Origin of the sequence: Bacillus sp. LM 4-2 (genome assembly GCF_000978495.1) — a bacterium.
Classification (GTDB): Bacteria; Bacillota; Bacilli; order Bacillales; family Bacillaceae; genus Bacillus; species Bacillus subtilis.
In genome coordinates, this window is sequence record NZ_CP011101.1 from 1,145,195 (window position 1) to 1,169,823 (window position 24,629).

General features: G+C 45.9%; 30 protein-coding genes, 1 pseudogene and 1 riboswitch. Of the genes and pseudogenes, 13 read left to right on the forward strand and 18 right to left on the reverse strand.

Annotated elements, in window-relative coordinates:
- Positions 1 to 2: 2 nt before the first annotated feature.
- Positions 3 to 641 (reverse strand): pentapeptide repeat-containing protein, encoded by a 639-nt coding sequence (locus bslm_RS05760; protein WP_003233060.1) that lies wholly within the window; start codon positions 639 to 641, stop codon positions 3 to 5.
- A gap of 205 nt (positions 642 to 846) precedes the next feature.
- Between bslm_RS05760 and bslm_RS05765 the strand changes: the two genes are divergently transcribed.
- Positions 847 to 1,653, forward strand: a complete 807-nt coding sequence (locus bslm_RS05765) for an alpha/beta fold hydrolase (RefSeq protein WP_003245141.1) — start codon at positions 847 to 849, stop codon at positions 1,651 to 1,653.
- A gap of 27 nt (positions 1,654 to 1,680) precedes the next feature.
- On the opposite strand, the gene cysC is transcribed toward bslm_RS05765, so the two are convergent.
- The 3 genes from cysC to bslm_RS05780 all read right to left on the reverse strand — a co-directional run bounded on the left by cysC (position 1,681) and on the right by bslm_RS05780 (position 4,269).
- A complete protein-coding gene (gene cysC, locus bslm_RS05770) occupies positions 1,681 to 2,280 on the reverse strand; it encodes an adenylyl-sulfate kinase (protein ID WP_003245829.1) in 600 nt (199 codons plus the stop codon).
- On the reverse strand, positions 2,277 to 3,446 hold the full coding sequence (sat, locus tag bslm_RS05775) for a sulfate adenylyltransferase (protein WP_046380919.1): 1,170 nt from the start codon (positions 3,444 to 3,446) through the stop codon (positions 2,277 to 2,279). Before sat ends, cysC begins: the two co-directional genes overlap by 4 nt.
- 112 nt (positions 3,447 to 3,558) lie before the next feature.
- The gene (locus bslm_RS05780) at positions 3,559 to 4,269 is read right to left on the reverse strand and encodes a phosphoadenylyl-sulfate reductase (protein ID WP_003244757.1); all 711 of its coding nucleotides are present in this window, start codon (positions 4,267 to 4,269) and stop codon (positions 3,559 to 3,561) included.
- A gap of 185 nt (positions 4,270 to 4,454) precedes the next feature.
- Between bslm_RS05780 and bslm_RS05785 the strand changes: the two genes are divergently transcribed.
- Positions 4,455 to 5,141, forward strand: a complete 687-nt coding sequence (locus bslm_RS05785; protein WP_046380920.1) for a 2-phosphosulfolactate phosphatase — start codon at positions 4,455 to 4,457, stop codon at positions 5,139 to 5,141.
- A complete protein-coding gene (locus tag bslm_RS05790; RefSeq protein WP_015252388.1) occupies positions 5,138 to 5,896 on the forward strand; it encodes a phosphosulfolactate synthase in 759 nt (252 codons plus the stop codon). Before bslm_RS05785 ends, bslm_RS05790 begins: the two co-directional genes overlap by 4 nt.
- A gap of 44 nt (positions 5,897 to 5,940) precedes the next feature.
- Here bslm_RS05790 and bslm_RS05795 read toward each other — a convergent pair whose 3' ends face one another.
- The 7 genes from bslm_RS05795 to bslm_RS05825 all read right to left on the reverse strand — a co-directional run bounded on the left by bslm_RS05795 (position 5,941) and on the right by bslm_RS05825 (position 13,205).
- Positions 5,941 to 6,570, reverse strand: coding sequence for a YitT family protein (locus tag bslm_RS05795; RefSeq protein WP_009966972.1), 630 nt, complete (start codon positions 6,568 to 6,570; stop codon positions 5,941 to 5,943).
- Positions 6,571 to 6,665: 95 nt separating this feature from the next.
- A complete protein-coding gene (locus tag bslm_RS05800) occupies positions 6,666 to 7,781 on the reverse strand; it encodes a mandelate racemase/muconate lactonizing enzyme family protein (RefSeq protein ID WP_003245056.1) in 1,116 nt (371 codons plus the stop codon).
- An 8-nt stretch (positions 7,782 to 7,789) separates the two neighbouring features.
- Entirely contained in the window at positions 7,790 to 9,058 is a 1,269-nt protein-coding gene (locus tag bslm_RS05805) for an MFS transporter (RefSeq protein ID WP_003233041.1), read from the reverse strand.
- Positions 9,059 to 9,169: 111 nt separating this feature from the next.
- A complete protein-coding gene (locus bslm_RS05810; protein ID WP_046380921.1) occupies positions 9,170 to 10,018 on the reverse strand; it encodes a GNAT family N-acetyltransferase in 849 nt (282 codons plus the stop codon).
- Positions 10,019 to 10,022: 4 nt separating this feature from the next.
- The gene (locus bslm_RS05815; protein ID WP_046380922.1) at positions 10,023 to 10,472 is read right to left on the reverse strand and encodes a GNAT family N-acetyltransferase; all 450 of its coding nucleotides are present in this window, start codon (positions 10,470 to 10,472) and stop codon (positions 10,023 to 10,025) included.
- A gap of 89 nt (positions 10,473 to 10,561) precedes the next feature.
- Positions 10,562 to 12,400, reverse strand: coding sequence for a bifunctional homocysteine S-methyltransferase/methylenetetrahydrofolate reductase (locus tag bslm_RS05820; protein WP_003245847.1), 1,839 nt, complete (start codon positions 12,398 to 12,400; stop codon positions 10,562 to 10,564).
- 89 nt (positions 12,401 to 12,489) lie between these two features.
- Positions 12,490 to 12,607: riboswitch (SAM riboswitch) on the reverse strand.
- Between the two features lie 106 nt (positions 12,608 to 12,713).
- Entirely contained in the window at positions 12,714 to 13,205 is a 492-nt protein-coding gene (locus tag bslm_RS05825) for a YajQ family cyclic di-GMP-binding protein (protein WP_015715659.1), read from the reverse strand.
- Between the two features lie 98 nt (positions 13,206 to 13,303).
- Between bslm_RS05825 and bslm_RS05830 the strand changes: the two are divergent.
- A pseudogene (locus tag bslm_RS05830) lies at positions 13,304 to 14,201 on the forward strand (CvfB family protein).
- 52 nt (positions 14,202 to 14,253) lie between these two features.
- Here bslm_RS05830 and bslm_RS05835 read toward each other — a convergent pair.
- Genes bslm_RS05835 through bslm_RS05845 form a run of 3 tightly spaced genes read right to left on the reverse strand, consistent with a single transcriptional unit; the run spans position 14,254 to position 16,285 of the window.
- Positions 14,254 to 14,838, reverse strand: coding sequence for a sporulation delaying protein family toxin (locus tag bslm_RS05835; RefSeq protein WP_046380923.1), 585 nt, complete (start codon positions 14,836 to 14,838; stop codon positions 14,254 to 14,256).
- Positions 14,835 to 15,764 (reverse strand): sporulation-delaying protein SdpB family protein, encoded by a 930-nt coding sequence (locus bslm_RS05840; RefSeq protein WP_032730460.1) that lies wholly within the window; start codon positions 15,762 to 15,764, stop codon positions 14,835 to 14,837. The genes bslm_RS05835 and bslm_RS05840 overlap by 4 nt, the downstream gene beginning before the upstream one ends.
- Positions 15,749 to 16,285 (reverse strand): SdpA family antimicrobial peptide system protein, encoded by a 537-nt coding sequence (locus tag bslm_RS05845; protein WP_003245405.1) that lies wholly within the window; start codon positions 16,283 to 16,285, stop codon positions 15,749 to 15,751. Before bslm_RS05845 ends, bslm_RS05840 begins: the two co-directional genes overlap by 16 nt.
- Positions 16,286 to 16,462: 177 nt before the next feature.
- Here bslm_RS05845 and bslm_RS05850 point away from each other — a divergent pair, with 177 nt between their 5' ends.
- The 4 genes from bslm_RS05850 to nprB all read left to right on the forward strand — a co-directional run bounded on the left by bslm_RS05850 (position 16,463) and on the right by nprB (position 19,459).
- Positions 16,463 to 16,810 (forward strand): PadR family transcriptional regulator, encoded by a 348-nt coding sequence (locus bslm_RS05850; protein WP_003245674.1) that lies wholly within the window; start codon positions 16,463 to 16,465, stop codon positions 16,808 to 16,810.
- Positions 16,807 to 17,394, forward strand: coding sequence for an HAAS signaling domain-containing protein (locus bslm_RS05855; RefSeq protein ID WP_003244996.1), 588 nt, complete (start codon positions 16,807 to 16,809; stop codon positions 17,392 to 17,394). The genes bslm_RS05850 and bslm_RS05855 overlap by 4 nt, the downstream gene beginning before the upstream one ends.
- Before the next feature lie 19 nt (positions 17,395 to 17,413).
- Complete coding sequence (locus tag bslm_RS05860) at positions 17,414 to 17,707, forward strand: DUF3784 domain-containing protein (protein WP_003233021.1); 294 nt, start codon at positions 17,414 to 17,416, stop codon at positions 17,705 to 17,707.
- A 135-nt stretch (positions 17,708 to 17,842) separates the two neighbouring features.
- The gene (gene nprB / locus bslm_RS05865) at positions 17,843 to 19,459 is read left to right on the forward strand and encodes a neutral protease NprB (protein WP_009966979.1); all 1,617 of its coding nucleotides are present in this window, start codon (positions 17,843 to 17,845) and stop codon (positions 19,457 to 19,459) included.
- A gap of 46 nt (positions 19,460 to 19,505) precedes the next feature.
- Here the strand turns inward: nprB and bslm_RS05870 are convergent, their stop codons facing one another.
- Positions 19,506 to 20,357 carry a DegV family protein gene (locus bslm_RS05870; RefSeq protein WP_003245785.1) on the reverse strand — a complete coding sequence of 284 codons (852 nt, stop codon included), beginning with the start codon at positions 20,355 to 20,357 and terminating at the stop codon, positions 19,506 to 19,508.
- Positions 20,358 to 20,494: 137 nt separating this feature from the next.
- Between bslm_RS05870 and bslm_RS05875 the strand changes: the two genes are divergently transcribed.
- Positions 20,495 to 21,337, forward strand: coding sequence for a YitT family protein (locus bslm_RS05875; protein WP_003245017.1), 843 nt, complete (start codon positions 20,495 to 20,497; stop codon positions 21,335 to 21,337).
- Positions 21,338 to 21,355: 18 nt separating this feature from the next.
- Positions 21,356 to 21,811 (forward strand): BsuPI-related putative proteinase inhibitor, encoded by a 456-nt coding sequence (locus tag bslm_RS05880; protein WP_014479419.1) that lies wholly within the window; start codon positions 21,356 to 21,358, stop codon positions 21,809 to 21,811.
- 30 nt (positions 21,812 to 21,841) lie between these two features.
- Here the strand turns inward: bslm_RS05880 and bslm_RS05885 are convergent, their stop codons facing one another.
- From bslm_RS05885 to yitU, 3 genes are all read right to left on the reverse strand, one after another.
- Positions 21,842 to 22,039: a DUF3813 domain-containing protein gene (locus bslm_RS05885; protein WP_003245613.1), complete on the reverse strand. Its 198-nt coding sequence runs from the start codon at positions 22,037 to 22,039 to the stop codon at positions 21,842 to 21,844.
- On the reverse strand, positions 22,040 to 22,192 hold the full coding sequence (locus bslm_RS21550; RefSeq protein WP_003245103.1) for a hypothetical protein: 153 nt from the start codon (positions 22,190 to 22,192) through the stop codon (positions 22,040 to 22,042).
- A gap of 103 nt (positions 22,193 to 22,295) precedes the next feature.
- A complete protein-coding gene (gene yitU, locus bslm_RS05890) occupies positions 22,296 to 23,108 on the reverse strand; it encodes a 5-amino-6-(5-phospho-D-ribitylamino)uracil phosphatase YitU (RefSeq protein WP_021479570.1) in 813 nt (270 codons plus the stop codon).
- Between the two features lie 120 nt (positions 23,109 to 23,228).
- On the opposite strand from yitU, the gene bslm_RS05895 reads away from it, so the two are divergent.
- From bslm_RS05895 to bslm_RS20535, 3 genes are all read left to right on the forward strand, one after another.
- Positions 23,229 to 23,996, forward strand: coding sequence for a prolyl oligopeptidase family serine peptidase (locus bslm_RS05895; protein WP_046380924.1), 768 nt, complete (start codon positions 23,229 to 23,231; stop codon positions 23,994 to 23,996).
- Positions 23,997 to 24,059: 63 nt separating this feature from the next.
- Positions 24,060 to 24,368 carry a metal-sulfur cluster assembly factor gene (locus bslm_RS05900; protein WP_003232998.1) on the forward strand — a complete coding sequence of 103 codons (309 nt, stop codon included), beginning with the start codon at positions 24,060 to 24,062 and terminating at the stop codon, positions 24,366 to 24,368.
- A 64-nt stretch (positions 24,369 to 24,432) separates the two neighbouring features.
- Complete coding sequence (locus bslm_RS20535) at positions 24,433 to 24,603, forward strand: YqaE/Pmp3 family membrane protein (RefSeq protein WP_003232996.1); 171 nt, start codon at positions 24,433 to 24,435, stop codon at positions 24,601 to 24,603.
- The last annotated feature ends 26 nt before the right edge of the window (positions 24,604 to 24,629 follow it).

The window sequence follows — 24,629 nt, forward strand, 5'->3', positions numbered from 1 at the left end:
GGTTATACGATGACAGCTCCCAGTGCCCTGGCGAAGGCAATCGCGTGCTCAGGTGCGATTTTGCAGCCTTTCAATTTGTCGAGGGAGACATGAAGCTGTTCAAAACGGCACGTGCTGATGTCCATGTTTTGAAGGGACGTGCCGGTAAAGCTGGCGCCTTCCAATTCGCATCCGTCAAAGTGTGTCTGCTGGAGCACCGTATCGCTGCATTCACTTTGCATAAGAGCACAGTGATCAAATCGAACTTGTTTCATATTTGAGTACGAAAATGAGCTGAAATGTCCGTGGCATTCCTCGAATGAAACATTTCGCAGCGTTGCTTCCGCCACATTCATTCCAACCATTTTTGACTGCTTAACTGAAGTTCTGTGAATGACAGCCCCGCTGAAATCGGCGTTTGATAAATCACATTTTTCAAAGATCACATCGGTCAGTTCAATATGCCGAAAAGACACATCGATAAAGACGACATTTCTGAATACCGTTTTTTCAACACATAGTCTTTCGATATCTTCGCCGCAGATGGTGCAATCTTCAAACAAATGCATGCTGATTACATCATCCTGTGTCACGGCATCATGAAAATCTGCGGTTTGCAGGTTTTCCGGTATGTTCGGTTTTTGAATTGCGATTTTATTCATGTGATGACATCCTTTGCTGCCCGAAAAACAGAGGCTTCCGGGTTCAATTTAATAGATCGTTAAGGAAATTGATACATATAGTAAATCGTGAAGAGCCTTTTCTTGGTACAGCAGCCCGCTTGTTTTGTAAGCATAAATGGAAAGCTTCCTATACGTCAAGGCGTTTACAGGCCGAAAAAGCCAAAGGGAACAGGAGGAATGCGGAATGGGGCATTACATCAAAACCGAGGAGCATGTGACACTGTTTGTAGAGGATATCGGACATGGAAGGCCGATCATCTTTTTGCACGGGTGGCCGTTGAATCATAAGATGTTTGAATATCAAATGAATGAGCTTCCGAAAAGGGGATTTCGTTTTATCGGCGTTGATTTACGGGGATATGGGCAATCTGACCGCCCTTGGGAAGGCTACGATTATGACACGATGGCCGATGATGTGAAAGCAGTCATTTATACGCTGCAGCTTGAGAATGCGATTCTTGCCGGTTTTTCAATGGGCGGCGCCATTGCAATCCGTTATATGGCAAGGCATGAAGGAGCCGATGTTGATAAGCTGATTTTACTGTCTGCGGCGGCCCCCGCGTTTACAAAACGCCCGGGTTATCCGTACGGGATGAGGAAGCAGGATATTGACGATATGATTGAATTGTTCAAAGCTGATCGGCCCAAAACACTGGCTGATTTAGGGAAACAGTTTTTTGAGAAAAAAGTGTCTCCAGAGCTTAGACAGTGGTTTCTCAATCTGATGCTGGAGGCCTCCTCCTACGGGACGATCCACTCGGGCATCGCATTAAGAGACGAAGATCTCAGAAAGGAACTTGCTGCAATCAAGGTGCCGACGCTGATCCTGCACGGGAGAAAGGATAGAATTGCGCCGTTTGATTTTGCGAAAGAATTGAAGCGCGGCATCAAACAGTCGGAATTGGTTCCGTTTGCAAACAGCGGGCACGGAGCATTTTATGAGGAAAAAGAGAAGATCAACAGTTTGATTGCGCAGTTCTCCAACTCATAAGAAAAAACCCGACATTGATCGGGTTTTTTATATAATTCCCCTGTTTTGCAGTGCGTTAATGATGAGATCAGCTCCATCGGAAATAGAGGTCTGGTCTGACTCAATGATGAAATCGGGTGAAAGCGGCGCTTCATACGGAGAATCGATCCCGGTGAAATGTTTGATCTCTCCGTTTCGCGCTTTTTTATAAAGCCCTTTTGGATCGCGCTGTTCACAAACATGCAGCGGGCACTTCACATAAATTTCGAAGAACTCACCTTTAGGAAAGAGCGCTCTAACCATGTCCCGATCCTCTCTGAATGGAGAAATAAAAGCCGTTAAAATCATTTGCCCGCTGTCGACAAACAGCTTCGCCACTTCCCCGATCCGGCGTATGTTTTCAATCCTGTCACCAGTCTGAAATCCAAGATCTTTGTTTAAGCCGTGGCGGATATTATCACCGTCTAGCACGTAGCTCTGAATGCCCTTGCGGTAAAGCTTTTCATCGACTGCATTGGCCAGCACCGATTTTCCGGAGCCGGACAAACCTGTAAACCAAAGGACGCAGCTTTTGTGTCCGTTTAAGGACTGTCTGTCAGACTTTGAGATGGCAGCGGGATGCCAAATGATGTTCGGATTGTGTGTCATTGCAATTCCCCGCTGTTTTGTTTGATGGCAACAGGCTGTTGGTGAAGTCCCTTGATCAGCACGGCTGCGACCTCAGGCCGGCTGAATTCTTTAGGCGGCTTTTTGCCTTGGCGGAGAAGCTCTCTCACTTTTGTGCCTGATAAGTGGATGTGGTCTCTTGAGCTGTGCGGACATGTTTTGGAGGTGCCCATGTTTCCGCATTTTCGGCAATAAAAGCTGTGCTCAAAAAACATCGGCTTGATGCCCAGCTCTTCCTCTGTGAATGATTGAAAAATATTTTGGGCGTCGTATGTTCCATAGTAGCTGCCGACACCCGCGTGATCACGGCCTACAATAAAATGGGTGCAGCCGTAATTTTTTCGGACGAGCGCATGGAAAATCGCTTCCCGCGGACCTGCATAACGCATGGCGGCAGGGAAAACTGATAACATGACACGATCCTTTGGATAATAGTGATTAAGCAAAGCCTGGTAGCTCTCCATTCTGATATCGCTGGGGATATCGTCTGACTTTGTTTCTCCGACAAGCGGGTGAAGCAGCAGACCGTCGACCGTTTCTAACGCTGTTTTTTGAATGTATTCATGCGCTCTGTGAACAGGGTTCCTGGTTTGAAAGCCGACAATCGTCTTCCAGCCGAGTTTTTGAAAGGCCGCTCTTGTTTCAGCGGGCGTTGCATAAAAATGTTCGAAAGATTTGTCAGGCAGGCGGCTGACCGTGATAGGCCCTCCGATATAGTAATCCGGGCGCGCCAGCAATTTTTTTACGCCTGGGTGGGCAGGATCGTTTGTTTTAAAGACAGACAGTGCTTCTTGTGTTTTATCAGGCTGGTATATATCGGTGACTGTGATCATGCCGTAGGTTACACCGTCTTTCACAAGCTTGACGTGATCTCCGGCAGACAGCTGTTTTGCTGTTTTTTCTCCGACAGGCAGCGTAATCGGCAGGCTCCACGGCAAGCCGTTTGCCAGCCTCATCTCTTTCACAACGGAATGATAATCTTTTTCTCCCAAAAAACCTGTTAACGGGCTGTAGCCGCCGATCGCAATAAGCTCCAGATCACTCAGTGCAAGCTGATCCAGCTCTGCTTGGCACGCGCACCCTTCAAAATGGCATGCGGGATCACAGCGGTTGATTAATACCCCTCCGTGGGGTTCGTTTCCATTCAACGTGTTCAACCTCCATTTATACGTTTCCTTGTTTTCTTTTCTGCACTTAATGAAAGTTTGACATCAGCGCCTTAACATCATTTCGATTCTCACATCAAGAACCTGCCGTCCGTTATTCTTGATGCAGGCCGCATTCTGTTTTCTCCCGTCCGGCCCATCTTCCAGCCCTCTCATCGTTCGGGTCCGGGGAAGGCAATGTACACATTTCACAGCCTATGCTCGGGTAATGTTGATCGTGCAGTTTGTTATAAGGCAAATTGTGCAGGCGGATGTACGTCCAAACGTCATCCCATGTCCAGTGGATGAGCGGGCAAATTTTGATGAGCTCAAACTTCTGGTCCAGGTTTACGTATTGAATATGCTTTCTCGTTGGTGACTGATCCCGGCGCAGTCCTGAAATCCAAGCTGTCATGCCGGACAGGTGCTTTTTGAGCGGTTCGATTTTCCGCAATTGGCAGCAGAGGTTCGGGTTATGCTTCCACAGCTCTCCGCCGTACTTCGTCCCCTGTTCTGTTAAGCTCAGCTCGGGTTCGAGCATCTGGATTGCAAATCCCGGATATCGTTCTTTGACGGTCTCGATCAGCTCATATGTTTCCTGAAAATGAAGCCCGGTATCCAAAAAGATGATGTGTGCATTTTTGTTGATTTTTGATATTAAGTCGAGAAGCACCATCCCTTCTGCGCCAAAGCTGCATGCGTACACAATCTTTTCTCCGTACGTTCGGTAAGCCCATTTCAACACATCGAGCTCATCGATCAATTGATCCGTTATCTGTTTGGACAGCATGTCGTTCCATGTGTCATATGTGATGGTTTCGTTCAATGTTTTCCCCCCGTTTGCATCTGCTTTTTTATCTATTGATCGAGTTATAGGCAGACTATTCATTTTTTGCATAAAGGTTCAGGGTTTTTAGGGGCTGCGCCCGCCTAAAATGAGGTGCGGAACCATTAAGAGCCCGGCTGAATATGCTTTTTAGCAAAATGGTTTTATGCCCAAGGAGAGGTAGTATGCCGATTGCCATTTATCAGGGGCATCATCATTCGCTTGCCCCGGCGGACATTAACATCGTCATTGATGTCATCAGAGCCTTTACGGTCACCCATTATGCGTTTATCGGCGGGGCGAAAGAGATTTTGTTGGTCCGGACAGCTGATGAAGCCTTTGCGCTGAAAGACACCTATCCGGATTATGTTTTGACGGGAGAGGAAAAGGGGGTCGGTATCAGCGGATTTGATTTAGATAATTCTCCAAAACGCATGGCGGGACAGGATATGGCGGATAAGCGCCTGATCCAGAAAACAACAAACGGCGTCACAGCAGCATTGGGGGCGCTGAACGCAAAGCATCTGTTCGTAACTGGATTTTCCAATGCCAAAACAACGGCAGAGCATGTGAAAAAGCTCGCCGCAAACGATTGTGTCATAAACATTGTGGCTTCCCACCCATCAGGTGATGACGATATGGCGTGTGCGGAGTATATCAAAGGCATCATTGAAGGGACAAATGCGGTAACGGCTGCGGAGGCGATTGAAAGAATAAAACGCTCTTCTGTTGCGGAGAAGTTTTTTGACAGCCGCCAGCCATTGTTTGATCCGGAAGACATCGTTTACTGTACAAAAGAACTGACGGGCGATTTCGTGATGAAAGTGAAACAAGATGGAGAAGTTCCAACGATAGAGAGGGTCATAATATGAATGATTTTTCACTAGAATTGCCAGTGAGAACAAACAAGCCGAGAGAAACCGGACAGTCCATTTTAATTGATAACGGCTATCCCTTGCAATTTTTCAAAGATGTCATAGCCGGAGCGTCCGACTATATTGATTTTGTGAAATTCGGCTGGGGCACCTCATTACTTACGAAAGATCTTGAAGAAAAAATCAGCACACTGAAAGAACATGACATTACATTTTTCTTTGGCGGCACACTGTTTGAGAAGTACGTAAGCCAGAAAAAAGTGAATGAATTTCATCGGTACTGCACCTATTTCGGCTGTGAATATATTGAGATTTCAAACGGTACGCTCCCGATGACAAATAAAGAGAAAGCGGCTTACATTGCTGATTTTTCTGATGAATTTCTTGTGCTCAGTGAGGTGGGCAGCAAGGATGCGGAATTAGCAAGCCGGCAAAGCTCTGAGGAATGGCTTGAATATATCGTTGAGGATATGGAAGCGGGCGCGGAAAAAGTGATTACAGAAGCCAGAGAAAGCGGAACGGGAGGAATCTGTTCCAGCAGCGGCGATGTCAGATTTCAAATTGTTGACGACATCATTTCCTCGGATATTGATATCAACAGGCTGATTTTTGAAGCGCCTAACAAAACGCTTCAGCAAGGGTTTATTCAAAAAATCGGGCCGAATGTGAATCTGGCCAATATTCCATTTCATGATGCCATCGCGTTGGAAACGCTGCGTTTAGGGCTAAGATCCGATACCTTTTTTCTGTAAAACAGCGGCTGCGGGGCTCTCGTCGTGAAGAGAGCCTCTGCCTATTATTTTTTATGGCGGTACATAGGCGTGAGATAGGGAAGTGAGGTCAGGCGGATGTTGTAGATGAAGTCGATGACTCTTGTCGATATCACCTGGCATATGAGGGCTTGAATGACGATGCCCCAGTCAATAATAGACGCGGTGACCATAAAAATGATGCAATTCATGATGAGCAGGATCGTTCCGGGATTCCCGCCGCGGTAGATAGAAATCATCAGAGCAAGGGCTCCGAATCCTCCGTTCGAAATTTTATATTTGTATAAAAGTCCGATTCCGAGTCCCAATAACACTGCGCCGCTTGCCAGATCAAGCCACAGGTTAGATGTGATATCAGGAAAAACTGCATCAAAGATCAATACCGAGACAGAGGTGACGGTGATAGAAGCGAGGGTGCCGGTGAATGTTCTCATCTCCAGCCATTTTAAAGCGGTAAAAAGCATTGATACATTCACAGCCCACACTGAAAATCCGTGGGGGATTTGAAACAGATAATGCAATAGCACCGCAATACCTGCTGCACCGCCTGTCGGAATATCATGCGGAAATAAAAACAAGGACATGCCGAGTCCCTGTAGTACGCCGCCTACGACAATCATAAACGTAAGTTTTGCTTTCATCAGCAGTTCAGCCATTAAGTCATTTGCTCCTTTATGAAAAGACTTGTCCGCTGTTTTCATTTTATGAGGCTGTCCATTATTTATGTCTCAAAATAAAGAAATGGCCCAGCTTAATAGGCTGAGCCATCCCACTTGTAGCGATTGACGATCTCCATATTGATCTCTGTGCCAATGCCTTTTCCTTTCGGGATGTGGACCATTCCTTTTGAAGGCTGCAGGCTGACGAGATCTGTAAAAGGATTCTCCATGACGTCCCACTCGATCGGTTCAATGTGATCGTTCTTCATTTTAGACCATGGGGGCAGACAGGCTTGTGCAAATAAAGCATAGAGCCGTGAGAGCGATCCGTCATATGCATGGGCGGATGCTCTGACGCCGAAATAACGCGCGAGCTGGAGGCAGTCCCGAAACTCATCAATTCCGTTGACATGCATGACATCGGGCTGAATGATATCCAAACAGCGCTGTGAAAGGAGAGGCACATATTGCGCCGGGCCTTTCATGTTTTCTCCGCCGGCAACAGGAACAGACAAACGGCTTCGAAGCATAGCGTAATCCTGCGGCTGATCAAAGGGCAAAGGCTCCTCAAGCCAGCCAATGTTCGTCCATTCGGAGAAATAACGCTCCCATTTAAAAGCCGCAGCGGCATCGTAGCTTTGGTTTGCGTCCAGAATCATCGTAATGGAGCTGCCTGCTGTATGCTGCAGCGCATTGATGTGCCGGACATCCTCCTTGAATGAAGTCCCGCCAATTTTGACTTTGATTTGCTCAAACCCTTTTTTCAACTGGGCTTCAACATTGGAGACTGAGCGGCTGATCCATTGCGGGGAGTCTGAGTACGATTGAAAAGACGCGTACACAGGAATCTCCTCTCTGTATCGCCCGCCCCATAATTCGCAAACCGAACAATCGGCAGCTTTGGCTGCAATCTCTGTCAGCGCCATGCTTACAGCGGAGGCCGCCCGCTGGTGCCATTTTTGAATCGTGCGCACTAATGACAGGCGGCTGCCGGCCTGTTTTCCTAATAGAAATGGGATGATCCGCTTCGTAAAACCGACATGGAGAGCAGGGAGCCAATCAACGCATTCTCCCCAGCCGTCTATCCCGCTTTCGGTGATAATCCTGATGAGATAACAAGTCCGATATCGTTTAAACCCATTGGCATCTCCGTATGGCTTTTCTAATCGGTGAAATAGCGGAAAGGTTTCAATCCGTACAATTTTCACACTGGGTGCTACCTTTCCTCAGCGGGCTGGAGCCGATTGCCAGCCATTTTAGGGTCTTCTTTTTCTTTTGTTTCTTCATTGTTTTGCTTCACATGGATGAGCATCATCACAAGAATCCCGACAACGAGAGTCAATCCCGCGATGCTTAAAAACATGCCGGGTCTGGACCATTGCATCAGGCGGCCGAAAATCGGAGGACCGATCGCTACCCCTAAGAAACGTACAGAGCCGTACAGCGAGGTGACAAATCCCCGTCTTTCTTTGCCGACAGCCCCGGTAATAAAACTGTTCACACAAGGAAGGACAAGACCTGAGCCTATACTGCTCAGTACAAGAACACTGATAAAAAGGACAAGATTTTCAATGAATGACAGTGCCGCGTAGGATACGGTCATGAACGCCAATCCAAGTACGATCAGCTTTTTCATTAACGATTGCTTTTGCCCGATTTTGCTTCCTGTTGTATAGGACGTCACACACATAACCAAAAGCGGGATCGCTAAAATCAAGCCTTTTTTCACGCCGTCGGTATCGTATGTTTTTTCAAGAACATCTGAGAGATAAAACAGGATGCCGAATAAAGTAAACAAACAGGTCGCACCGGCTAAATAAGCGGTAAACAGCCATCTGCCTTCATGTTTAAAGACACTTAACAGCCCTTTTGCATATTTTCCGATTGGTGGCGGTTCTTTTTCCTTTTTCTTTTCTTTAATAAAAATCCAAGTCAGTACGATCGAAATGATACAAAACACAGGAAAGGCAAAAAACGCGCCATACCAGACAAGCAGGGCGATCAGCGAGCCAATGATCGGCGATAGCACTTTCCCCATGCCGTTTGAAGCTTCAACAAGGCCGAGCACCTTGCTCTCCTGGGCGCCTTTAAACAGATCTCCCGTCAGTGCCATGGCAATTGGGCCGGTTCCGGCTGCCCCGATTCCCTGTAACGCTCGTCCTGCCATGACCCAAGGATAGGCATTGTCAAAAAAACCTGCCGCAAACCCGGCTAACAAACCGCCGGCACCATACAAAATTAAGCAGGGAATAATGATGACTTTCCTTGAGAATCGGTCTGCGAGATAACCGACAATCGGAATCGCAAATGCTGCAATCAAGGAAAATACTGTGATCACGAGACTGACTTGAAATTGTGATAAATGAAGTTCAGATTTCATTTTTGGCAAAATCGGAATAAGCATCGAGTTTCCTAGGGTTAATATTAAAGGGATTGAACCGATTGCTACAATCGTCATTCCATTATTTTGTTTTGATGATTCCATCTCAGAGCACACTCCTTTTCTTCTGCTTAGAATGTCCCTGATGGCTTCGTTTATTCAGCGATCAGACAGCAAAAAACCGAACAGAAGATACCTGTTCGGGAAAAAAGAGGGTTAACCGAGAGCCTGTGAAATCAAAGCATATATGTGTCCATTTTGAATAGGCGCTTTTTTCTGATAGAACAAAAGCGGAGGTTCATCATCTTTATGAAATCCCATTTCTATCAGGCTGTCATGCAGAGACGTGTGTTCACTGGGTATATCGATTCGCATCGGCCCTTGTTTGCCGGCCGCCAGCCTGTTAATTATCTGTGCTGCAACATCTGATGATGGAGCGATGATGGGGCCGAATTTCAAATTGGCCGGTGTCTGTACAGAAAGTCCGTAGCCAATGAGCTGTCCGTCCTGATTTCTGGCGATGATACATTCGCATGAAGCAGAAATAAGCTGCTGCAAAAGGTTTGATCGATCTCCGCCAAAGGCAGCCAGATCCGCCGCGGTTAAGTCGTGAAAGTCTTGTTCTCTAAAGGATGTCAGTTCAGCATCAAGCTTTTTTGTATAAGGTTGAAAACTGTGACAGCTGTACTTTCGCACTGAACCTGCCGTATGAAAACCTGCTTTTTCATAAAGCGGCAAACCTTCTTTTGTGGCGCAAAGTCTGATGGCGGTGTTTTCATCTGTTTGGGTAATACAGGCGTTTACCATACGCCGGCCAAGACCGAGCCGTTGATATTCCTTGTCAACGATAACAAGGCCGATAGAAGTAAGACGGCCAAACAAAAACAAGCCGATGCAGGAAATAATATCACCGCTGACATTTTGATAACCGAAAAAGCGTCCCTGCTGAACAAGCAGTTTCAGCTCTTGTTCGCCATAATCCGGCCACCCGGCTTGCCCGCAAAGCCGCAATAAGCCGGAAACGTGTTCTTCATGAAGCTTAATCAGTTCATCTACTACGTCCATAAGATCACCTGCTTGTTCTAAGTGTTTTGTACATGACAATATGATTGCCAATGCCGGGAATGTCAAATGGTTCGCCAAGTTCCTTCCAGCCAAGCTTGGCATAGTAGCCCTTGACATGGTGTCTTGCGTTGCACCATACCGCCTGAACGCCGCTCTCCGCCAGTTTGTGCTCCGCGTGTTTGATCAGCGTGCTTCCAGCTTTTTGATCGCGATATCCCTCGAGCGTTGCCATGCCTCTCAGCCGATACGCAGAGGCTTCCGTTAATAAAGGCTGACTTTGCGGGGAAAAAGAAGCGATGCTGATCAGCTTTCCTTCAAAAAACGCGCCGAGATGAAAGGAGCCTTTTGCATGATCCTCTTCATATTTGCATTGTTCAATGGATTGATGGGGACGCAGAATGCGATGCCGGATTTCATATGTATCTTCCGCGGAAATGGTTTTGACTTCGAGCATAATGTTCCTCCTCATGATTGTTTTTCTATATCGTAACACGAATCTCGTTGAAAAAGACTGCCCGATTCGATCAGGCAGTCTTTTGGAAATTAATGCAAAAAGATATTTTGGCGCTGCTCATCTTTTTGCTGAATATATGATGTGAGCTCAGCGGTTAAGTCAGATCTGAGGAAAGGCGTTATCAAGTAGATGCCGTTAAACAGCTCGCATGCCGTATCCAGCAGGGAGCGTGCAATTGCAAGGCCTTCCGCCTTTTGCTTTTCTTTATCTTCACCGGCATGGGCCATTTTTTCGCGAATCGTATCAGACAGCTTAATGCCGGGAATTTCATTATGGATGAATTCGGCATTCCGGCTGCTTGTCAGCGGCATGATGCCGATATAGATCGGCGTCTTCAGATGTTTTGTTTCGTTATGGATATCGACAAGCTGCTGCTCGGAATAGACAGGCTGAGAAACAAAATAATCTGCGCCGCAATCTATTTTTTTCTCAAGCCGTTTTACCGCTTTATCCAGATGGCGGACGTTAGGATTAAATGCGGCGGCAACTGAGAAATTCGTTTTCTTGCCGAGCGGTTTTCCAGACAGAGACAGACCTTCATTGAATTGTTTGATCAGCCTGATTAAATCAAAAGATGTTAAATCATATACAGACGTCGCCCCAGGAAAATCCCCGATTTTAGAAGGGTCACCTGTAATAGCAAGCACGTCATTCAGCCCTAACGTATCAAGGCCCATTAAATGTGACTGTAAGCCGATAATGTTACGGTCACGGCACGTAATATGGACAAGGGAACGCATATCGAGCTGCTGCTTGACAAGGGCGCCGCAGGCAACATTGCTGATCCGCGGGGTCGCCAAAGAATTGTCGGCGAGTGTCAGGGCATCGATTCCCGCTTCTTTTAATTCAGCAGCAGCGGACAGAAATTTGTCAAAGCTTAGTTTTTTCGGCGGGTCCAGCTCTACGATAATAGAGCGTTTTTTCGCTGCGATCTCATCCAGGCCGGGCTCGGTTCGCTCGTGATGAACAGAAATGAATTCTTTCGCCCGGGTTTTGACTTCTTTTTCCGTAATCGGAGCCAGCCCGCCAACCGCTTCCGCCATCGCCCTGATGTGATTCGGCGTTGTGCCGCAGCAGCCGCCGATAATCCGCGCACCTTGCTTACGGAATTCTGACGCGCTGTTTTGAAAATACGTGTCGTCTGTTTCATAGACGAGCCGTCCCTCTTCAAGCGAAGGAAGACTGCTGTTCGGATAAACGGATAAGAATACGTCATCAAAAATCGGCACTTCGCTTAGCGCTTCAATCATGTGATAAGGGCCGAGGCGGCAGTTAATGCCGACAATATCAGCTCCGAGATCCGCAATCGAGCGCAATGCGTCAGAAAGCGGCGTTCCGTCCTGCAATACGCCTTGCTCGTGCATGGAGACATTGAGCATAATCGGAAGATCAGTCTCTTTGCGCGCGATTTTCAGCACTTCACGGGCTTCTTCCAAATCATAATATGTTTCTAACAGCAAGCCATCCGGCTCTTCATGCAGCAGCAGATACAGCTGCTCGCGGAAGCTGCGCTTAATTTCGTCAAGACTGTATGCGTTTTTATTAAATGTGCGTATGCCGCCCATCGTTCCAAGCACGTATGCATCGCCTGCTGAAGCCCGCGCGATCTTTACGGCCTCCTGATTCATTTTTTTGATGTCATCCTCAAGCCCGTGTCTGGATAATTTAATATAGTTGGCTCCGTACGTATTCGTTTGAATAATGTTGGCTCCCGCTTCAACGTACGCTTTATGTATGCGCTGAATTTCCTCCGGCTTTGAAATATTAAGCTCCTCAAAACACCTGTCAATACCATAGGAGTAGAGGAGCGTCCCCATGGCGCCGTCACCGATTAACACCTGTCTTTGCAAATCTTCTAAAAGTCCCATTGTCTGCCTCCTTTATTCACATCAGCAAGGAAAAAAGAGAAATAAAAAAAGTCCTCTTAAGAAGAAGACTTTGTCAGTGATTTTGTCTCTTCTTATCTTCCAAGCTGTTCGAGCTTGCTGGATTTAGCACCTTGGTCATGGCTGATCGCCATTACACCGGTTGCTGAAGCTTCGTCGGGCCAGTCCCTCTGCTTCTCTTGATAAGAACGGATATGAAATTTTCATGTCAGGAAGTGCCAAAAGATATCTGGCGTTTTTCCCTTTCTCCAAATTTACCGAAAATAAAGACAATAATCAATAGGAATCAGAAAATTTATCTGAAATTTATAAATTGAACGTCAATTGGTAGGTCTGCTCCCCGCACAGCTGAGATAATCTGCTGCAGGTCATCTTTGTTTTTTCCGGTGACACGCACTTGATCATCCTGCACCTGAGACTTTACTTTCAGTCCGGAGTTTTTGATGATCGTATTGATTTTTTTTGCGTTGTCCTTGTCAATGCCTTGAACAAGCTTTGCACGCTGGCGTACCGTTCCGCCTGACGCGTTTTCAACCTTGCCGTACTCAATGTTTTTTGTCGGTACGTTTCGTTTAATCAATTTGCTGACCAGCACATCTTTCAGCTGGCTTAATTTGAAGTCGTCATCAGAAACGAGGACCAGCTCCTCTTTATCTAAAGAAATGTCGCTTTTGCTGCCTTTAAAGTCGTATCGGGTACTGATTTCCTTCAGTGCGATTTGGATTGCGTTTTGCACTTCAGGCAATTCCACCTTGGATACAATATCAAATGAGCTTTCTTTTGCCATATGAAAACCTCCATAACATTTAACTTATGTGTTGATTATAGTAGAATAAAGAGAAACTTCCAACAGAACAAAGAATCAATTTGTGATGATTGGAAAAAATGTTAACAAAATCCGCAGAGGAATAAGCGGAACAGGAAGGACGATAGCATGAGACCAGGGCAGCAATTAACCTTGAGTATAGATCACCAAACAGACTTCGGTTACTTTTTAACCGATGGGGAAGATACGATTCTCTTACATAACAGTGAAATGACTGAGGATATCGAGGACAGAGACGAAGTAGAAGTCTTTATATACGTCGACCAGCAGGAAAGGCTTGCGGCCACGATGAAAATTCCGGTCATCAGCGCGGATGAATATGGCTGGGTTGAAGTGGTGGATAAAGTGGAAGATATGGGCGTTTTCGTTGATGTCGGTTTATCGAAGGACGCACTAGTCGCAACTGAGCATTTGCCGCCGTACGAAGATGTCTGGCCGCAAAAAGGGGACAAACTTTACTGTATGCTGAAGGTGACGAACCGGGGGCGCATGTTTGCGAAACCAGCGCCGGAAGATATCATCAGCGAACTGTTTACCGACGCTTCAGAAGATCTGATGAATAAAGAGCTGACAGGTACGGTGTACAGGCTGATCGCATCGGGTTCATTCGTGATCACGGATGACGGTATCCGCTGTTTTATTCACCCGTCAGAAAGAAAAGAGGAGCCAAGACTGGGTTCAAGAGTCACAGGCCGGGTGATTCAAGTGAAAGAAGACGGTTCAGTCAACTTGTCGCTGCTTCCGAGAAAACAGGATGCAATGTCAGTTGATGCTGAGTGCATTCTAACGTATATGAGAATGAGAAACGGTGCCATGCCGTACAGTGACAAAAGCCAGCCTGACGATATCAGAGAACGTTTTAATATGAGCAAAGCCGCCTTTAAACGCGCACTGGGCCATTTGATGAAAAACGGAAAAGTGTATCAGGAAAATGGATGGACATACGAGAAAAAATAGCATGAAAACGGCTCGCCTGCAGCAGACTGCGGAGCGAGCCGTTTTTTTATGTCTAGTTTAATTCATCAACCAGTGTTCTGATTGCCATTTCGCGATCCACATTGTCTGAAATCGCAATCGGCGTAATATCAATGGCGAGAATGATCAGAATCAGGGTACCTGCTGCAGCAACATAAGAAACATAATAGAAATAGTTAGCGGTATCAACAGTGTTGACAAGCTCGGCCTGAACTCTGGATGTATCATCCTTAGAAGCGGCGATTTCCTTTGCAGCTTCTACTTTTTCTTCAACGATTTGACCTGCTTTTTTCAGCAGTTCATCCACTTTCAATGCATCTTTGCTGTAAACAGCTTTCTTCAGGTTATCAAAAAAGTCAGCATCCTCTTTTTTAATATCAGCGACAACCTGATTGGCAAAAGCCTTTGCCTGTTTTGTGTTGAGTTTGTCTGTCATCGCTTTATTAAAGACCTCTGGAAGCTGTTTGCCAACTTCCCCTTGGGCAAACACAAAGCCTTTAAAAATTTCCTCACCTGAATACTCAAGCTGCTTTGCCTGTGCCACACTTTCTTGCTGCTTCACCAAAAACACAGTCGTCACCAATACAACCGACAAAAATACTAGAAACGCCTTCTTCAAACTGAAACCTCTCCCTTCTTGTGTTTTTTATTCCACAACAGTCTGCGAATATATGTAAATTGAATCGTGGAATCGATAGGAGTGAGATACAATATCAAAATGCCGGCCATGATAATCGAAAAACTGATGAGGCCCAGCATGACTGCAAAAATCTCATGCATAAAAACAGCGATGATCAAAATCAATCTCCAATGCTTCTTCGGCGCAAACAGCGCCGCGAAGATGACAATTTGAACCAGCAGCGTCCCCCATGTCGGAATCACCACGAACGGACTTGTTACAATTGGCTTCGTTAACGCCTGAAAAAAGCCGTTGAAGCCAATGGTTTTTTCCTGGGCGAAATAATAGACGGCCGTTCCGTCCACCCATTCCTGCTGAGACAGCTTAGCGACGGTAGAGTGAAAATAAAGCACCGCCACTTGGATTCTGATCACAAAATAAGAAATAAAAGCTGTTATTTTTCCAAGTGTTCTTTTGCCCTCTATAGGTCTCGTACTCCAATGCCATTTTCTCGGATCGGTCAGCGTGATGGGAAGCAGTAAAAAGGTCATGACGGCTGCTGCCTGCTCGCCTCCGTCGATGACGATCAGCGATGACTGCAGGCTGTAACTGACATACCAATGCAGAACCCCGGTGATTCTGGGGCGCCAGCCAATGACAACAAGCACCAGAATGACAATGCAGACCCACCTGAAAAGATTTAACATCATATAGTTATTTTCGCCGAGGCAAAAGAGACTGAGATTCATTTTACAAGCTGGATAGCTGCTGATCCCGCTGGCTGGCTTCATAATGAGGCTCGGGTGATTGATGAGCAGCGTCAGCAGGCTGGATAGCGCAATGATGCTTCGCGCGAGGCCGTATACATTTGTCCACGGGTTTCTTTCGTCCCATCTGGTGATGGTCTGTTTTATGTTTTCGAGCATGAGATCACAACCTTGACTATGCTTTTTACCTGATAAGACGAAGGGGTGTATTTAGAATAGCTCCAAGGAACAATATCCTCTTTCGTCAAATAGTAGCTGCCACAAAGCAGCGGGCGGGGAGCGGGTGTTTTTAATTGCACGGTTTTGGCTTTGCTTTTGCATGCGCCGAGGTCCTTTTCTTTACATGCTGTCCACTGTTCCTTGCCGACTTGGCTGTAGATCACGCCCATTTCAACGCCTTGTGACCGCCCATACCGATACAGGCCGAATAGGTTGTCAGCCCTCATATTGGGCCATCTGACCTTGGCGCTGGCATTTTCAGCCTCATATAAGCCGATTGCAGTATCACGCGGATTTTTGCTGAAAAAGCCCCAGCCCTGAGGGAGGATGCTGGACATGAGAAATTTGGAGTCCTTTGTCAGCGGAATTGGGGTTGTCCCTAAGCTGCCAATAATAGAAAACAGAAATAGCGAACCCCAAAGGATTGAAAAAATGACAAAAAATGATATCGATTTCTGCATTCGACTGCTCCTTTTAACCTGAAGAATCGTTTTTACACTTTTCATAATATAAAAACATTTATGTAATAAAAAGGTTAAAAAGTATGGGAAATTCCATTTTTGTTAAAAGAAAAAACAGGACATTTTACACTGCTATATGTGATTGATATATAGTGTTTTTTTCGATATATTTAAACCATGAAAACGAATCAAGTTAATGACCGCTGGATTGTTCAATTTCGAAAAGGGATTTTCGAGCTGGCCATCCTATCCCTTCTGCGTTCTAAACCGATGTACGGTTATGAGCTGACGTCATCCTTAAAAACCACCTCGGCGCTGGCTATTTCAGAGGGAGCGATTTATCCGATTTTGAAACGTATGACCGAGAAGGGATGGATCGAATTTTTTTGGGAAGATTCACTGGACGGCCCGAAAAGAAAGTATTACAAAATGACGCAAAAAGGAGAAGAAATGTTAAAAGAACGGCTGGAGAAATACCTGGAAACCCATCAAGCCTTACTGTCTTTATCGGGGGATTTGCTATGAATGGACAGCTTATCATTGACCGATACATGGAGGAACTAAATGCAGAGCTGGCGAATATGCCTGATGTAGAGAGAGAAAACGCTATCGACGAATTAAAGGGGCATATCACCGCTTTCGTTCAAGACAGAATCAAAGCCGGCCTTAGTGAAGAGGAACTGCAGGAAGCTGTTGAATCTGAATTTTCTCATCCGAAGGAGCTTGCCGAATTGATGATGGGTGATGGGGGAGAGACGAAAAGGAGGAGGTCTTTATTGGGCAAAAGCTGGATTTCGGTCCTTCTCATTGTCACGATTATCGCCCTGCCGCTGCTGCCGTCCGACTTCAGACATCTGCCGCTGGCTGTTTATTTAATGGTGCTCGCCGGATATGTATGGAAGCGGAAAAAATTGGTGATGTTTGCAGGTGTCAGAAAAAACAAAATGCGCTCTCAAAAGGAGATTGTCAAGATTTCGCGAGTCGGTGCGGTTTATCTGCTGTTTTTAGCAGTGGTGCTCCTTTTGAGCCCGTTCCTCAATGCGCTTGTCGTCCTGCTGCTGATTGCAGTAAGCTGCGCCGCTTTTTTTCTTTTTCTTAACATCAAGTAATCTTGTAGGAGGCTGTAAGATGGAAATCAGCATCAATTATCTATTAATTGTCATCGCGCTTTTATTCTTTGTGGTTGCCTATTTTGTCGGAATCAAAAAACAAACCTGGATGTTGGCTGGGTTTAACGAGGCGCGTATACGGGATAAAGATCGGCTGGCCAGAATAGCAGGCTACTTTTTCTTGAATTCCGGTTTGTTCATTTTGCTGAATAGTTTTATCTCATTTCAAGGTCAGGAGCAGCTCATACCTCCGCTTATACTGGCATATGGAGCAGGGGTTATTATTTATGTCAATAAAAAATTAGTAGAGTAGAAAAAGAAGGGCAGAGCGAAATATCTCTGCCCTTCTTTTTTGGGAAAATAAGAACGAAGCACCACATACAAGTTTTTGTATTTTTGATAGGATGAAGAAAAATGGTAGATTCCAAAATAGGAAGGATGTGGTGTTTTGCGCAACTTGACCAAGACATCTCTATTACTGGCCGGCTTATGCACAGCGGCCCAAATGGTTTTTGTAACACATGCCTCAGCTGAAGAAAGCATCGAATACGACCATACGTATCAAACCCCTTCATACATCATCGAAAAGTCACCGCAGAAGCCGGTACAAAACACAACCCAGAAAGAATCGCTATTTTCCTATCTTGACAAGCATCAAACGCAGTTTAAGCTCAAAGGGAATGCGAACAGCCATTTTCGCGTTTCGAAAACCATAAAGGATCCAAAGACAAAACAAACGTTTTTTAAATTAACGGAGGTTTACAAAGGAATTCCGATTTACGGCTTTGAACAAGCGGTCGCGATGAAGGAAAACAAACAAGTGAAAAGTTTCTTTGGAAAGGTGCATCCGCAAATCAAGGACGTCTCCGTCACACCGTCTATTTCTGAGAAAAAAGCAATACATACAGCAAGGCGTGAGCTCGAGGCTTCCATTGGAAAAATCGAATATCTTGATGGGGAACCAAAAGGCGAATTATATATCTATCCACACGACGGTGAATATGATCTCGCCTACCTTGTGAGACTCTCGACATCTGAACCTGAGCCTGGCTATTGGCATTATTTCATCGATGCCAAAAACGGAAAGGTCATCGAGTCCTTTAATGCCATTCATGAAGCGGCAGGTACAGGAATCGGCGTGTCAGGTGATGAAAAAAGCTTTGACGTCACAGAACAAAATGGGCGCTTTTATTTGGCTGACGAAACAAGGGGAAAAGGGATCAATACATTTGACGCGAAGAACCTGAACGAAACCTTGTTTACGCTTTTGTCTCAACTGATCGGGTATACGGGCAAAGAAATAGTCAGCGGCACGTCCGTATTTAATGAACCTGCGGCTGTAGACGCACACGCAAATGCGCAAGCCGTTTACGATTATTACAGCAAGACATTTGGCCGTGATTCTTTTGATCAAAACGGAGCAAGGATTACGTCTACCGTGCATGTCGGCAAACAATGGAACAATGCTGCGTGGAACGGTGTCCAGATGGTATACGGGGATGGAGACGGTTCGAAATTTAAGCCGCTGTCTGGATCGCTCGACATTGTCGCGCATGAAATCACACACGCAGTCACACAGTATTCCGCCGGTCTTTTATATCAAGGAGAACCCGGTGCATTAAATGAGTCCATTTCTGACATTATGGGCGCGATGGCTGACCGTGATGATTGGGAGATCGGCGAAGATGTCTATACTCCTGGTATTGCAGGAGATTCATTGCGGTCATTGGAGGACCCATCTAAGCAGGGAAATCCAGATCATTACTCGAACCGCTACACAGGAACAGAGGATTATGGCGGAGTCCATATCAATTCGTCCATTCACAATAAAGCAGCTTATCTTCTTGCAGAAGGAGGCGTGCACCACGGTGTACAGGTTGAAGGGATTGGGCGTGAAGCAAGTGAACAAATTTACTATCGGGCTTTAACATATTATGTAACGGCATCTACAGATTTCAGCATGATGAAGCAAGCGGCGATTGAAGCTGCCAATGATTTATACGGTGAAGGCTCGAAGCAATCAGCTTCAGTCGAAAAGGCGTATGAGGCTGTCGGCATTCTATGAGCAAACAAAAACAGTCAGGACACAGAGTCTGACTGTTTTTGTTTGCTCATTTTCTTAAAAAGAATATCGCCAATGTACCTGGACCGGCATGCGAGCCGATGGCTGAACTGATTGGATGCATAATGATTTCTTTCGGCTTGAACGCTTCCTCAATCAGGTGTTTCATATCCGTGGCTTTTTCTTTGTTCGCGGCGTAGCTAATCCCGACGGTTTGATTGCTCCAATCATCCCCGCGCTCTTTCATAAGCTCGATGATCCGTTTGAAAAGTTTCTTCTGTCCGCGAATTTTTTCCAGAGGCACAAGCTTGCCGTCCTCCATCTGAAGCAGCGGTTTAATATTCAACAGGCCGCCGACAAAAGCGGACGTTTTGGATATCCGGCCGCCCCTCGCGAGATATGTTAAATCATCAACGGTAAAAATGTGTTCAAGCTGGCTGCAAAAGTTCTTTACAGACGTTTCAATTTCTTGTATTGTATTCCCGTTGATACAGAGATCGGCAGCATGCCGGACAGCCAGACCGTATCCTAATGAAGCGCATTTGGAATCAATGACCCGCAAATCGAAATCGGGGAATTCCTCCTTCACTTCATTGGCGATCATTACAGCTGTCTGATACGTGCCGGAGAGACCTGAGGAAAAGGCAATGTAAAGAGCGGGATCACCTGTTTCGGCATATTGCAAAAACACATTTTTAATCGTTTGCGGTGAGGCTTGGGACGTCTTAGGCGTTTCTCCATTTTGCATCGCTTCAAATATTTGATCCGCATGAATTGTGACTGCATCTTCGAATTCTTTATCGCCGAGAGAAACCCTGAGCGGAATAAAGCCAATGCCTTTTTCTTCAAAATAAGAACGAGGCAAATCAGTGGCGCTGTCAGCGATGAGATGAACTGTCATATTGCTTCCCTTCTTTCCGTTATCGCTCGTTATCATGAGAGTTAAGCCAACTATATCATATTAATTTGCCAAAATCGTGTTCAAATATTTGTTTTAAGGGAAAACATAATAAAGAAGAAAGAGCGGAGGAACATGCCATGGTACTAGATCAAACAAAAAAATTACTCATCGTCATCATCGGCGCTTTACTCAATGCTGCCGGGCTGAACTTATTTTTGATACCTGCAGATGTATATGCCAGCGGATTTACAGGTGTTGCCCAGCTTTTATCAAGCGTCGTTGATCAATATGCCCCCTTTTACATATCGACGGGAACGCTCTTGTTCCTCTTAAACATTCCGGTCGGTATTTTAGGATGGCTGAAGGTCGGCAAATCGTTTACAGTGTACAGCATTTTAAGTGTCGCACTCACTACTCTGTTTATGGGGATCCTGCCGGAAACAAGCCTGTCACATGACATTTTGCTGAACGCGGTGTTCGGCGGCGTCATTTCCGCAGTCGGTATCGGCTTAACATTAAAATACGGAGCTTCGACAGGCGGGCTTGATATCGTCGCCATGGTACTTGCAAAGTGGAAGGATAAACCCGTCGGCACGTATTTCTTCATTCTGAACGGGATTATCATCTTGACGGCAGGATTATTGCAAGGTTGGGAGAAAGCATTATATACCCTGGTTACACTATATGTGACAACGAGGGTGATCGACGCCATTCACACTCGCCACATGAAGCTTACGGCAATGATTGTGACGAAAAAAGCGGACGAAATCAAGGAAGCCATTTACGGAAAAATGGTGCGCGGCATCACAACTGTTCCGGCAAAAGGAGCATTTACGAACGAACAGAAAGAAATGATGATTATCGTCATCACGAGGTATGAACTGTACGATTTAGAAAAGATCGTCAAAGAAGTTGATCCAAAAGCATTTACGAACATCGTTCAAACGACAGGGATTTTTGGTTTCTTTAGAAAAGACTGACGAAAGCAGGTGGAAGTCGTGAAACGGCTGCTTGTGATGCTCCTCCCCGTGCTGCTTTTGATAGGCTGCGGGAAAGATGAGCAGACAGAACCCGATAAGGAGGTATCAGGCGGAATGGAGAATCAAGAGGTTGTTTTATCTATTGACGCAATTCAGGAGCCTGAACAAATCAAGTTTAACATGTCGCTGAAGAACCAAAGCGAACGTGCTATTGAGTTTCAATTCAGCACAGGGCAAAAATTTGAACTTGTCGTGTATGATTCTGAGCACAAAGAAAGATACCGTTATTCGAAAGACAAAATGTTTACGCAGGCTTTTCAAAACCTGACGCTTGAATCTGGAGAAACATATGATTTCTCTGATGTGTGGAAGGAAGTCCCTGAGCCCGGAACCTATGAGGTAAAGGTGACATTTAAGGGCAGGGCGGAAAATCTCAAGCAGGTTCAGGCTGTTCAGCAGTTTGAAGTCAAATAAGAGGCTATGGCGAGTCGCCATAGCCTTTTTTTATTGCAGTTTGTCCAGCTGATTTTGAAATTGATGCAACTGTTGACGTTCCGCATCTGTCGAATTGGCATACGCAGAAGATACAGCATTTTTGGCTCTCAGAATCGCTTGCTCCTGATCGCCTTCCTCAAAGCCGTTTGTCACCATGACCGCCTGTTGAACAAATGATTTTGCCTGCTGAAACAGTTCATTTCTCATTTAATATTCATACTGCCTTTCAGCCGAGTCTCGTGCCGCGGCATGCTGGTGAGCTTCTTCTAAAGTAGACCGATATGGAAATCTTGCGGCGTGTAGCCCGATGGAGTCTTTACCCTGCTGAATAAACCTTCTGGATTTGCTTCGTTTACCCATTTTGAGACTGCCCCCTTCCATACTTTGACGAGATGAGTCGTCTTCAATAGTATGGTGGGGTAAAGTAAGGTTTATGAGTGGGAAAAATTAATACGGACCTTCTTTAAAGTGAGAAATATTCTTTCAAAAACCTTGCCACGCCGTCCTCTTCATTTGTGGCCGTAGTTCGGTTGGCAATCTGCTTGACCGCGTCAATTCCATTTCCCATTGCAACGCCGCAGCCTGCAAATTCAAGCATTTCCAAATCGTTATCCTCATCTCCAAAAGCAATGATCCGCTCCCTCGGCACGCCGTAATAATCGCTGATTTTCTGCAGGCCGACCGCTTTATTCATGCCGCTTTTGATAATTTCAATGACATGCCAAGGAGCGGCCCATCTTCTATGGTCGATCACCTCGGCATGCACATCCGATAAATATGAGCGTATTGCCGGCACATCCTCTTCCTTTGCATGTATGAGTACGGACGTCACATCTTCACCGAGATTTTCCCGCAAGTCTCCGACCGTTACATTTGTTGTGTTCATGTTAAAGGCATCTATCAGGTGCTCATCATGGTAATGAAAGTATACGTCGTCAATCACTTCAGCAAGCACGTTATGTACGTTGTAGCTCTCGCTGATATCCACGAGCTGTTTGACAACATCAAGCGGCAGTGACGTATGATATCGTCCCCAGCTGTCGTCTTGCGGATGATGGACAAATGCTCCGTTAAAATTGACAATTGGCGTTGTCAGCTCCATCTGCTGGTAGTACATGGAACTTGAACGATACGGACGGCCTGTTGAGATGCAGACATGATGCCCGTCATCTTTTAGGCGCTGTATCGTCTGAAGGGTGTTTTCAGATATGGTTTTATCATCCTTTAATAATGTTCCATCTAAATCTAATGCGATTAAATAGGGTTTTGTCTCCATGAAAAGCTCCTTTAACCTTAGATTTTGCTTGTTTTGCCTTACTTACAGTGTAGCTTTTTACCATCTTTATTGTCTACATGTTACACTTATGATTATGGTTATCCTAAGGAGGGGCACATTGTGATACAAATTGAGAATCAAACCGTTTCCGGTATTCCGTTTTTACATATTGTAAAGGAAGAGAACAGGCACCGCGCTGTTCCTCTTGTGATCTTTATCCATGGTTTTACAAGCGCGAAGGAACACAATCTTCATATTGCTTACCTGCTTGCGGAGAAGGGCTTCAGAGCCGTTCTGCCGGAGGCTCTGCACCATGGTGAACGGGGAGAAGAAATGGCTGTCGAAGAGCTGGCGGGGCATTTTTGGGATATCGTCCTAAACGAGATTGAAGAGATCGGCGTACTTAAAAACCATTTTGAAAAAGAGGGCCTGATAGACGGCGGCCGCATCGGTCTCGCAGGCACGTCAATGGGCGGCATCACAACGCTTGGCGCTTTGACTGCATATGATTGGATAAAAGCCGGCGTCAGCCTGATGGGAAGCCCCAATTACGTGGAGCTGTTTCAGCAGCAGATTGACCATATTCAATCTCAGGGCATTGAAATCGATGTGCCGGAAGAGAAGGTACAGGAGCTGATGAAACGTCTCGAATTGCGGGATCTCAGCCTTCAGCCGGAGAAACTGCAACAGCGCCCGCTTTTATTTTGGCACGGTGCAAAAGATAAGGTCGTGCCTTACGCGCCGACCCGGAAATTTTATGACACGATCAAATCCCATTACAGCGAGCAGCCGGAACGCCTGCAATTTATCGGAGATGAAAACGCTGACCATAAAGTCCCGCGGGCAGCTGTGTTAAAAACGATTGAATGGTTTGAAACGTACTTATAAAGCACTAAGTTATTAACAAGAGCTGAATTTACGTTATACTGTAGAAAAAAGGAGTGAGGGAACGTGGAAGAAGCATTAAAAGAAAACATCATGGGCGCCCTGGAACAGGTTGTCGATCCTGAGCTTGGCGTTGATATCGTGAACCTCGGCTTGGTATATGACGTTGATATGGATGAAGATGGCTTGACGCACATCACCATGACGCTAACATCAATGGGATGCCCTTTAGCGCCGATTATCGTGGATGAGGTGAAAAAAGCATTAGCGGACCTTCCTGAAGTGAAAGACACAGAGGTTCACATTGTATGGAATCCGCCTTGGACTAGGGATAAAATGTCCAGATACGCAAAAATTGCGCTTGGCATTCAATAAAACAAAAGAGGACAGCCTGACATGTGAGGCTGTCCTTTTTTACAGCTGAAAGGAGTGAAAGGAAATGATGTACCTGCTGGCAGTTTTATGCCCGCCGCTTGCTGTTTTGTTTTCGGGAAAACCGTTTCAGGCCTTGCTGAATCTCATATTGACCTGTATCTTTTGGCTGCCGGGCGCGATTCACGCCTGCTTTATCGTCGCCGACCGCCGTGCCGAAAAACGGGCAAGAAGATAATTTGGAAAAATGAGGACGCAGTCATG

Bases quoted from the DNA above. Each gene is read 5' to 3' on its own strand.
- bslm_RS05760 (WP_003233060.1), bottom strand. From the start codon at position 641: ATGAATAAAATCGCAATTCAAAAACCGAACATACCGGAAAACCTGCAA.
- bslm_RS05765 (WP_003245141.1), top strand. From the start codon at position 847: ATGGGGCATTACATCAAAACCGAGGAGCATGTGACACTGTTTGTAGAG.
- cysC (WP_003245829.1), bottom strand. From the start codon at position 2,280: ATGACACACAATCCGAACATCATTTGGCATCCCGCTGCCATCTCAAAG.
- bslm_RS05785 (WP_046380920.1), top strand. From the start codon at position 4,455: ATGCCGATTGCCATTTATCAGGGGCATCATCATTCGCTTGCCCCGGCG.
- bslm_RS05790 (WP_015252388.1), top strand. From the start codon at position 5,138: ATGAATGATTTTTCACTAGAATTGCCAGTGAGAACAAACAAGCCGAGA.
- bslm_RS05795 (WP_009966972.1), bottom strand. From the start codon at position 6,570: ATGGCTGAACTGCTGATGAAAGCAAAACTTACGTTTATGATTGTCGTA.
- bslm_RS05805 (WP_003233041.1), bottom strand. From the start codon at position 9,058: ATGGAATCATCAAAACAAAATAATGGAATGACGATTGTAGCAATCGGT.
- bslm_RS05810 (WP_046380921.1), bottom strand. From the start codon at position 10,018: ATGGACGTAGTAGATGAACTGATTAAGCTTCATGAAGAACACGTTTCC.
- bslm_RS05815 (WP_046380922.1), bottom strand. From the start codon at position 10,472: ATGCTCGAAGTCAAAACCATTTCCGCGGAAGATACATATGAAATCCGG.
- bslm_RS05820 (WP_003245847.1), bottom strand. From the start codon at position 12,400: ATGGGACTTTTAGAAGATTTGCAAAGACAGGTGTTAATCGGTGACGGC.
- bslm_RS05825 (WP_015715659.1), bottom strand. From the start codon at position 13,205: ATGGCAAAAGAAAGCTCATTTGATATTGTATCCAAGGTGGAATTGCCT.
- bslm_RS05840 (WP_032730460.1), bottom strand. From the start codon at position 15,764: ATGCTCGAAAACATAAAACAGACCATCACCAGATGGGACGAAAGAAAC.
- bslm_RS05845 (WP_003245405.1), bottom strand. From the start codon at position 16,285: ATGCAGAAATCGATATCATTTTTTGTCATTTTTTCAATCCTTTGGGGT.
- bslm_RS05850 (WP_003245674.1), top strand. From the start codon at position 16,463: ATGAAAACGAATCAAGTTAATGACCGCTGGATTGTTCAATTTCGAAAA.
- bslm_RS05855 (WP_003244996.1), top strand. From the start codon at position 16,807: ATGAATGGACAGCTTATCATTGACCGATACATGGAGGAACTAAATGCA.
- bslm_RS05860 (WP_003233021.1), top strand. From the start codon at position 17,414: ATGGAAATCAGCATCAATTATCTATTAATTGTCATCGCGCTTTTATTC.
- bslm_RS05870 (WP_003245785.1), bottom strand. From the start codon at position 20,357: ATGACAGTTCATCTCATCGCTGACAGCGCCACTGATTTGCCTCGTTCT.
- bslm_RS05875 (WP_003245017.1), top strand. From the start codon at position 20,495: ATGGTACTAGATCAAACAAAAAAATTACTCATCGTCATCATCGGCGCT.
- bslm_RS05885 (WP_003245613.1), bottom strand. From the start codon at position 22,039: ATGAGAAATGAACTGTTTCAGCAGGCAAAATCATTTGTTCAACAGGCG.
- bslm_RS21550 (WP_003245103.1), bottom strand. From the start codon at position 22,192: ATGGGTAAACGAAGCAAATCCAGAAGGTTTATTCAGCAGGGTAAAGAC.
- yitU (WP_021479570.1), bottom strand. From the start codon at position 23,108: ATGGAGACAAAACCCTATTTAATCGCATTAGATTTAGATGGAACATTA.
- bslm_RS20535 (WP_003232996.1), top strand. From the start codon at position 24,433: ATGATGTACCTGCTGGCAGTTTTATGCCCGCCGCTTGCTGTTTTGTTT.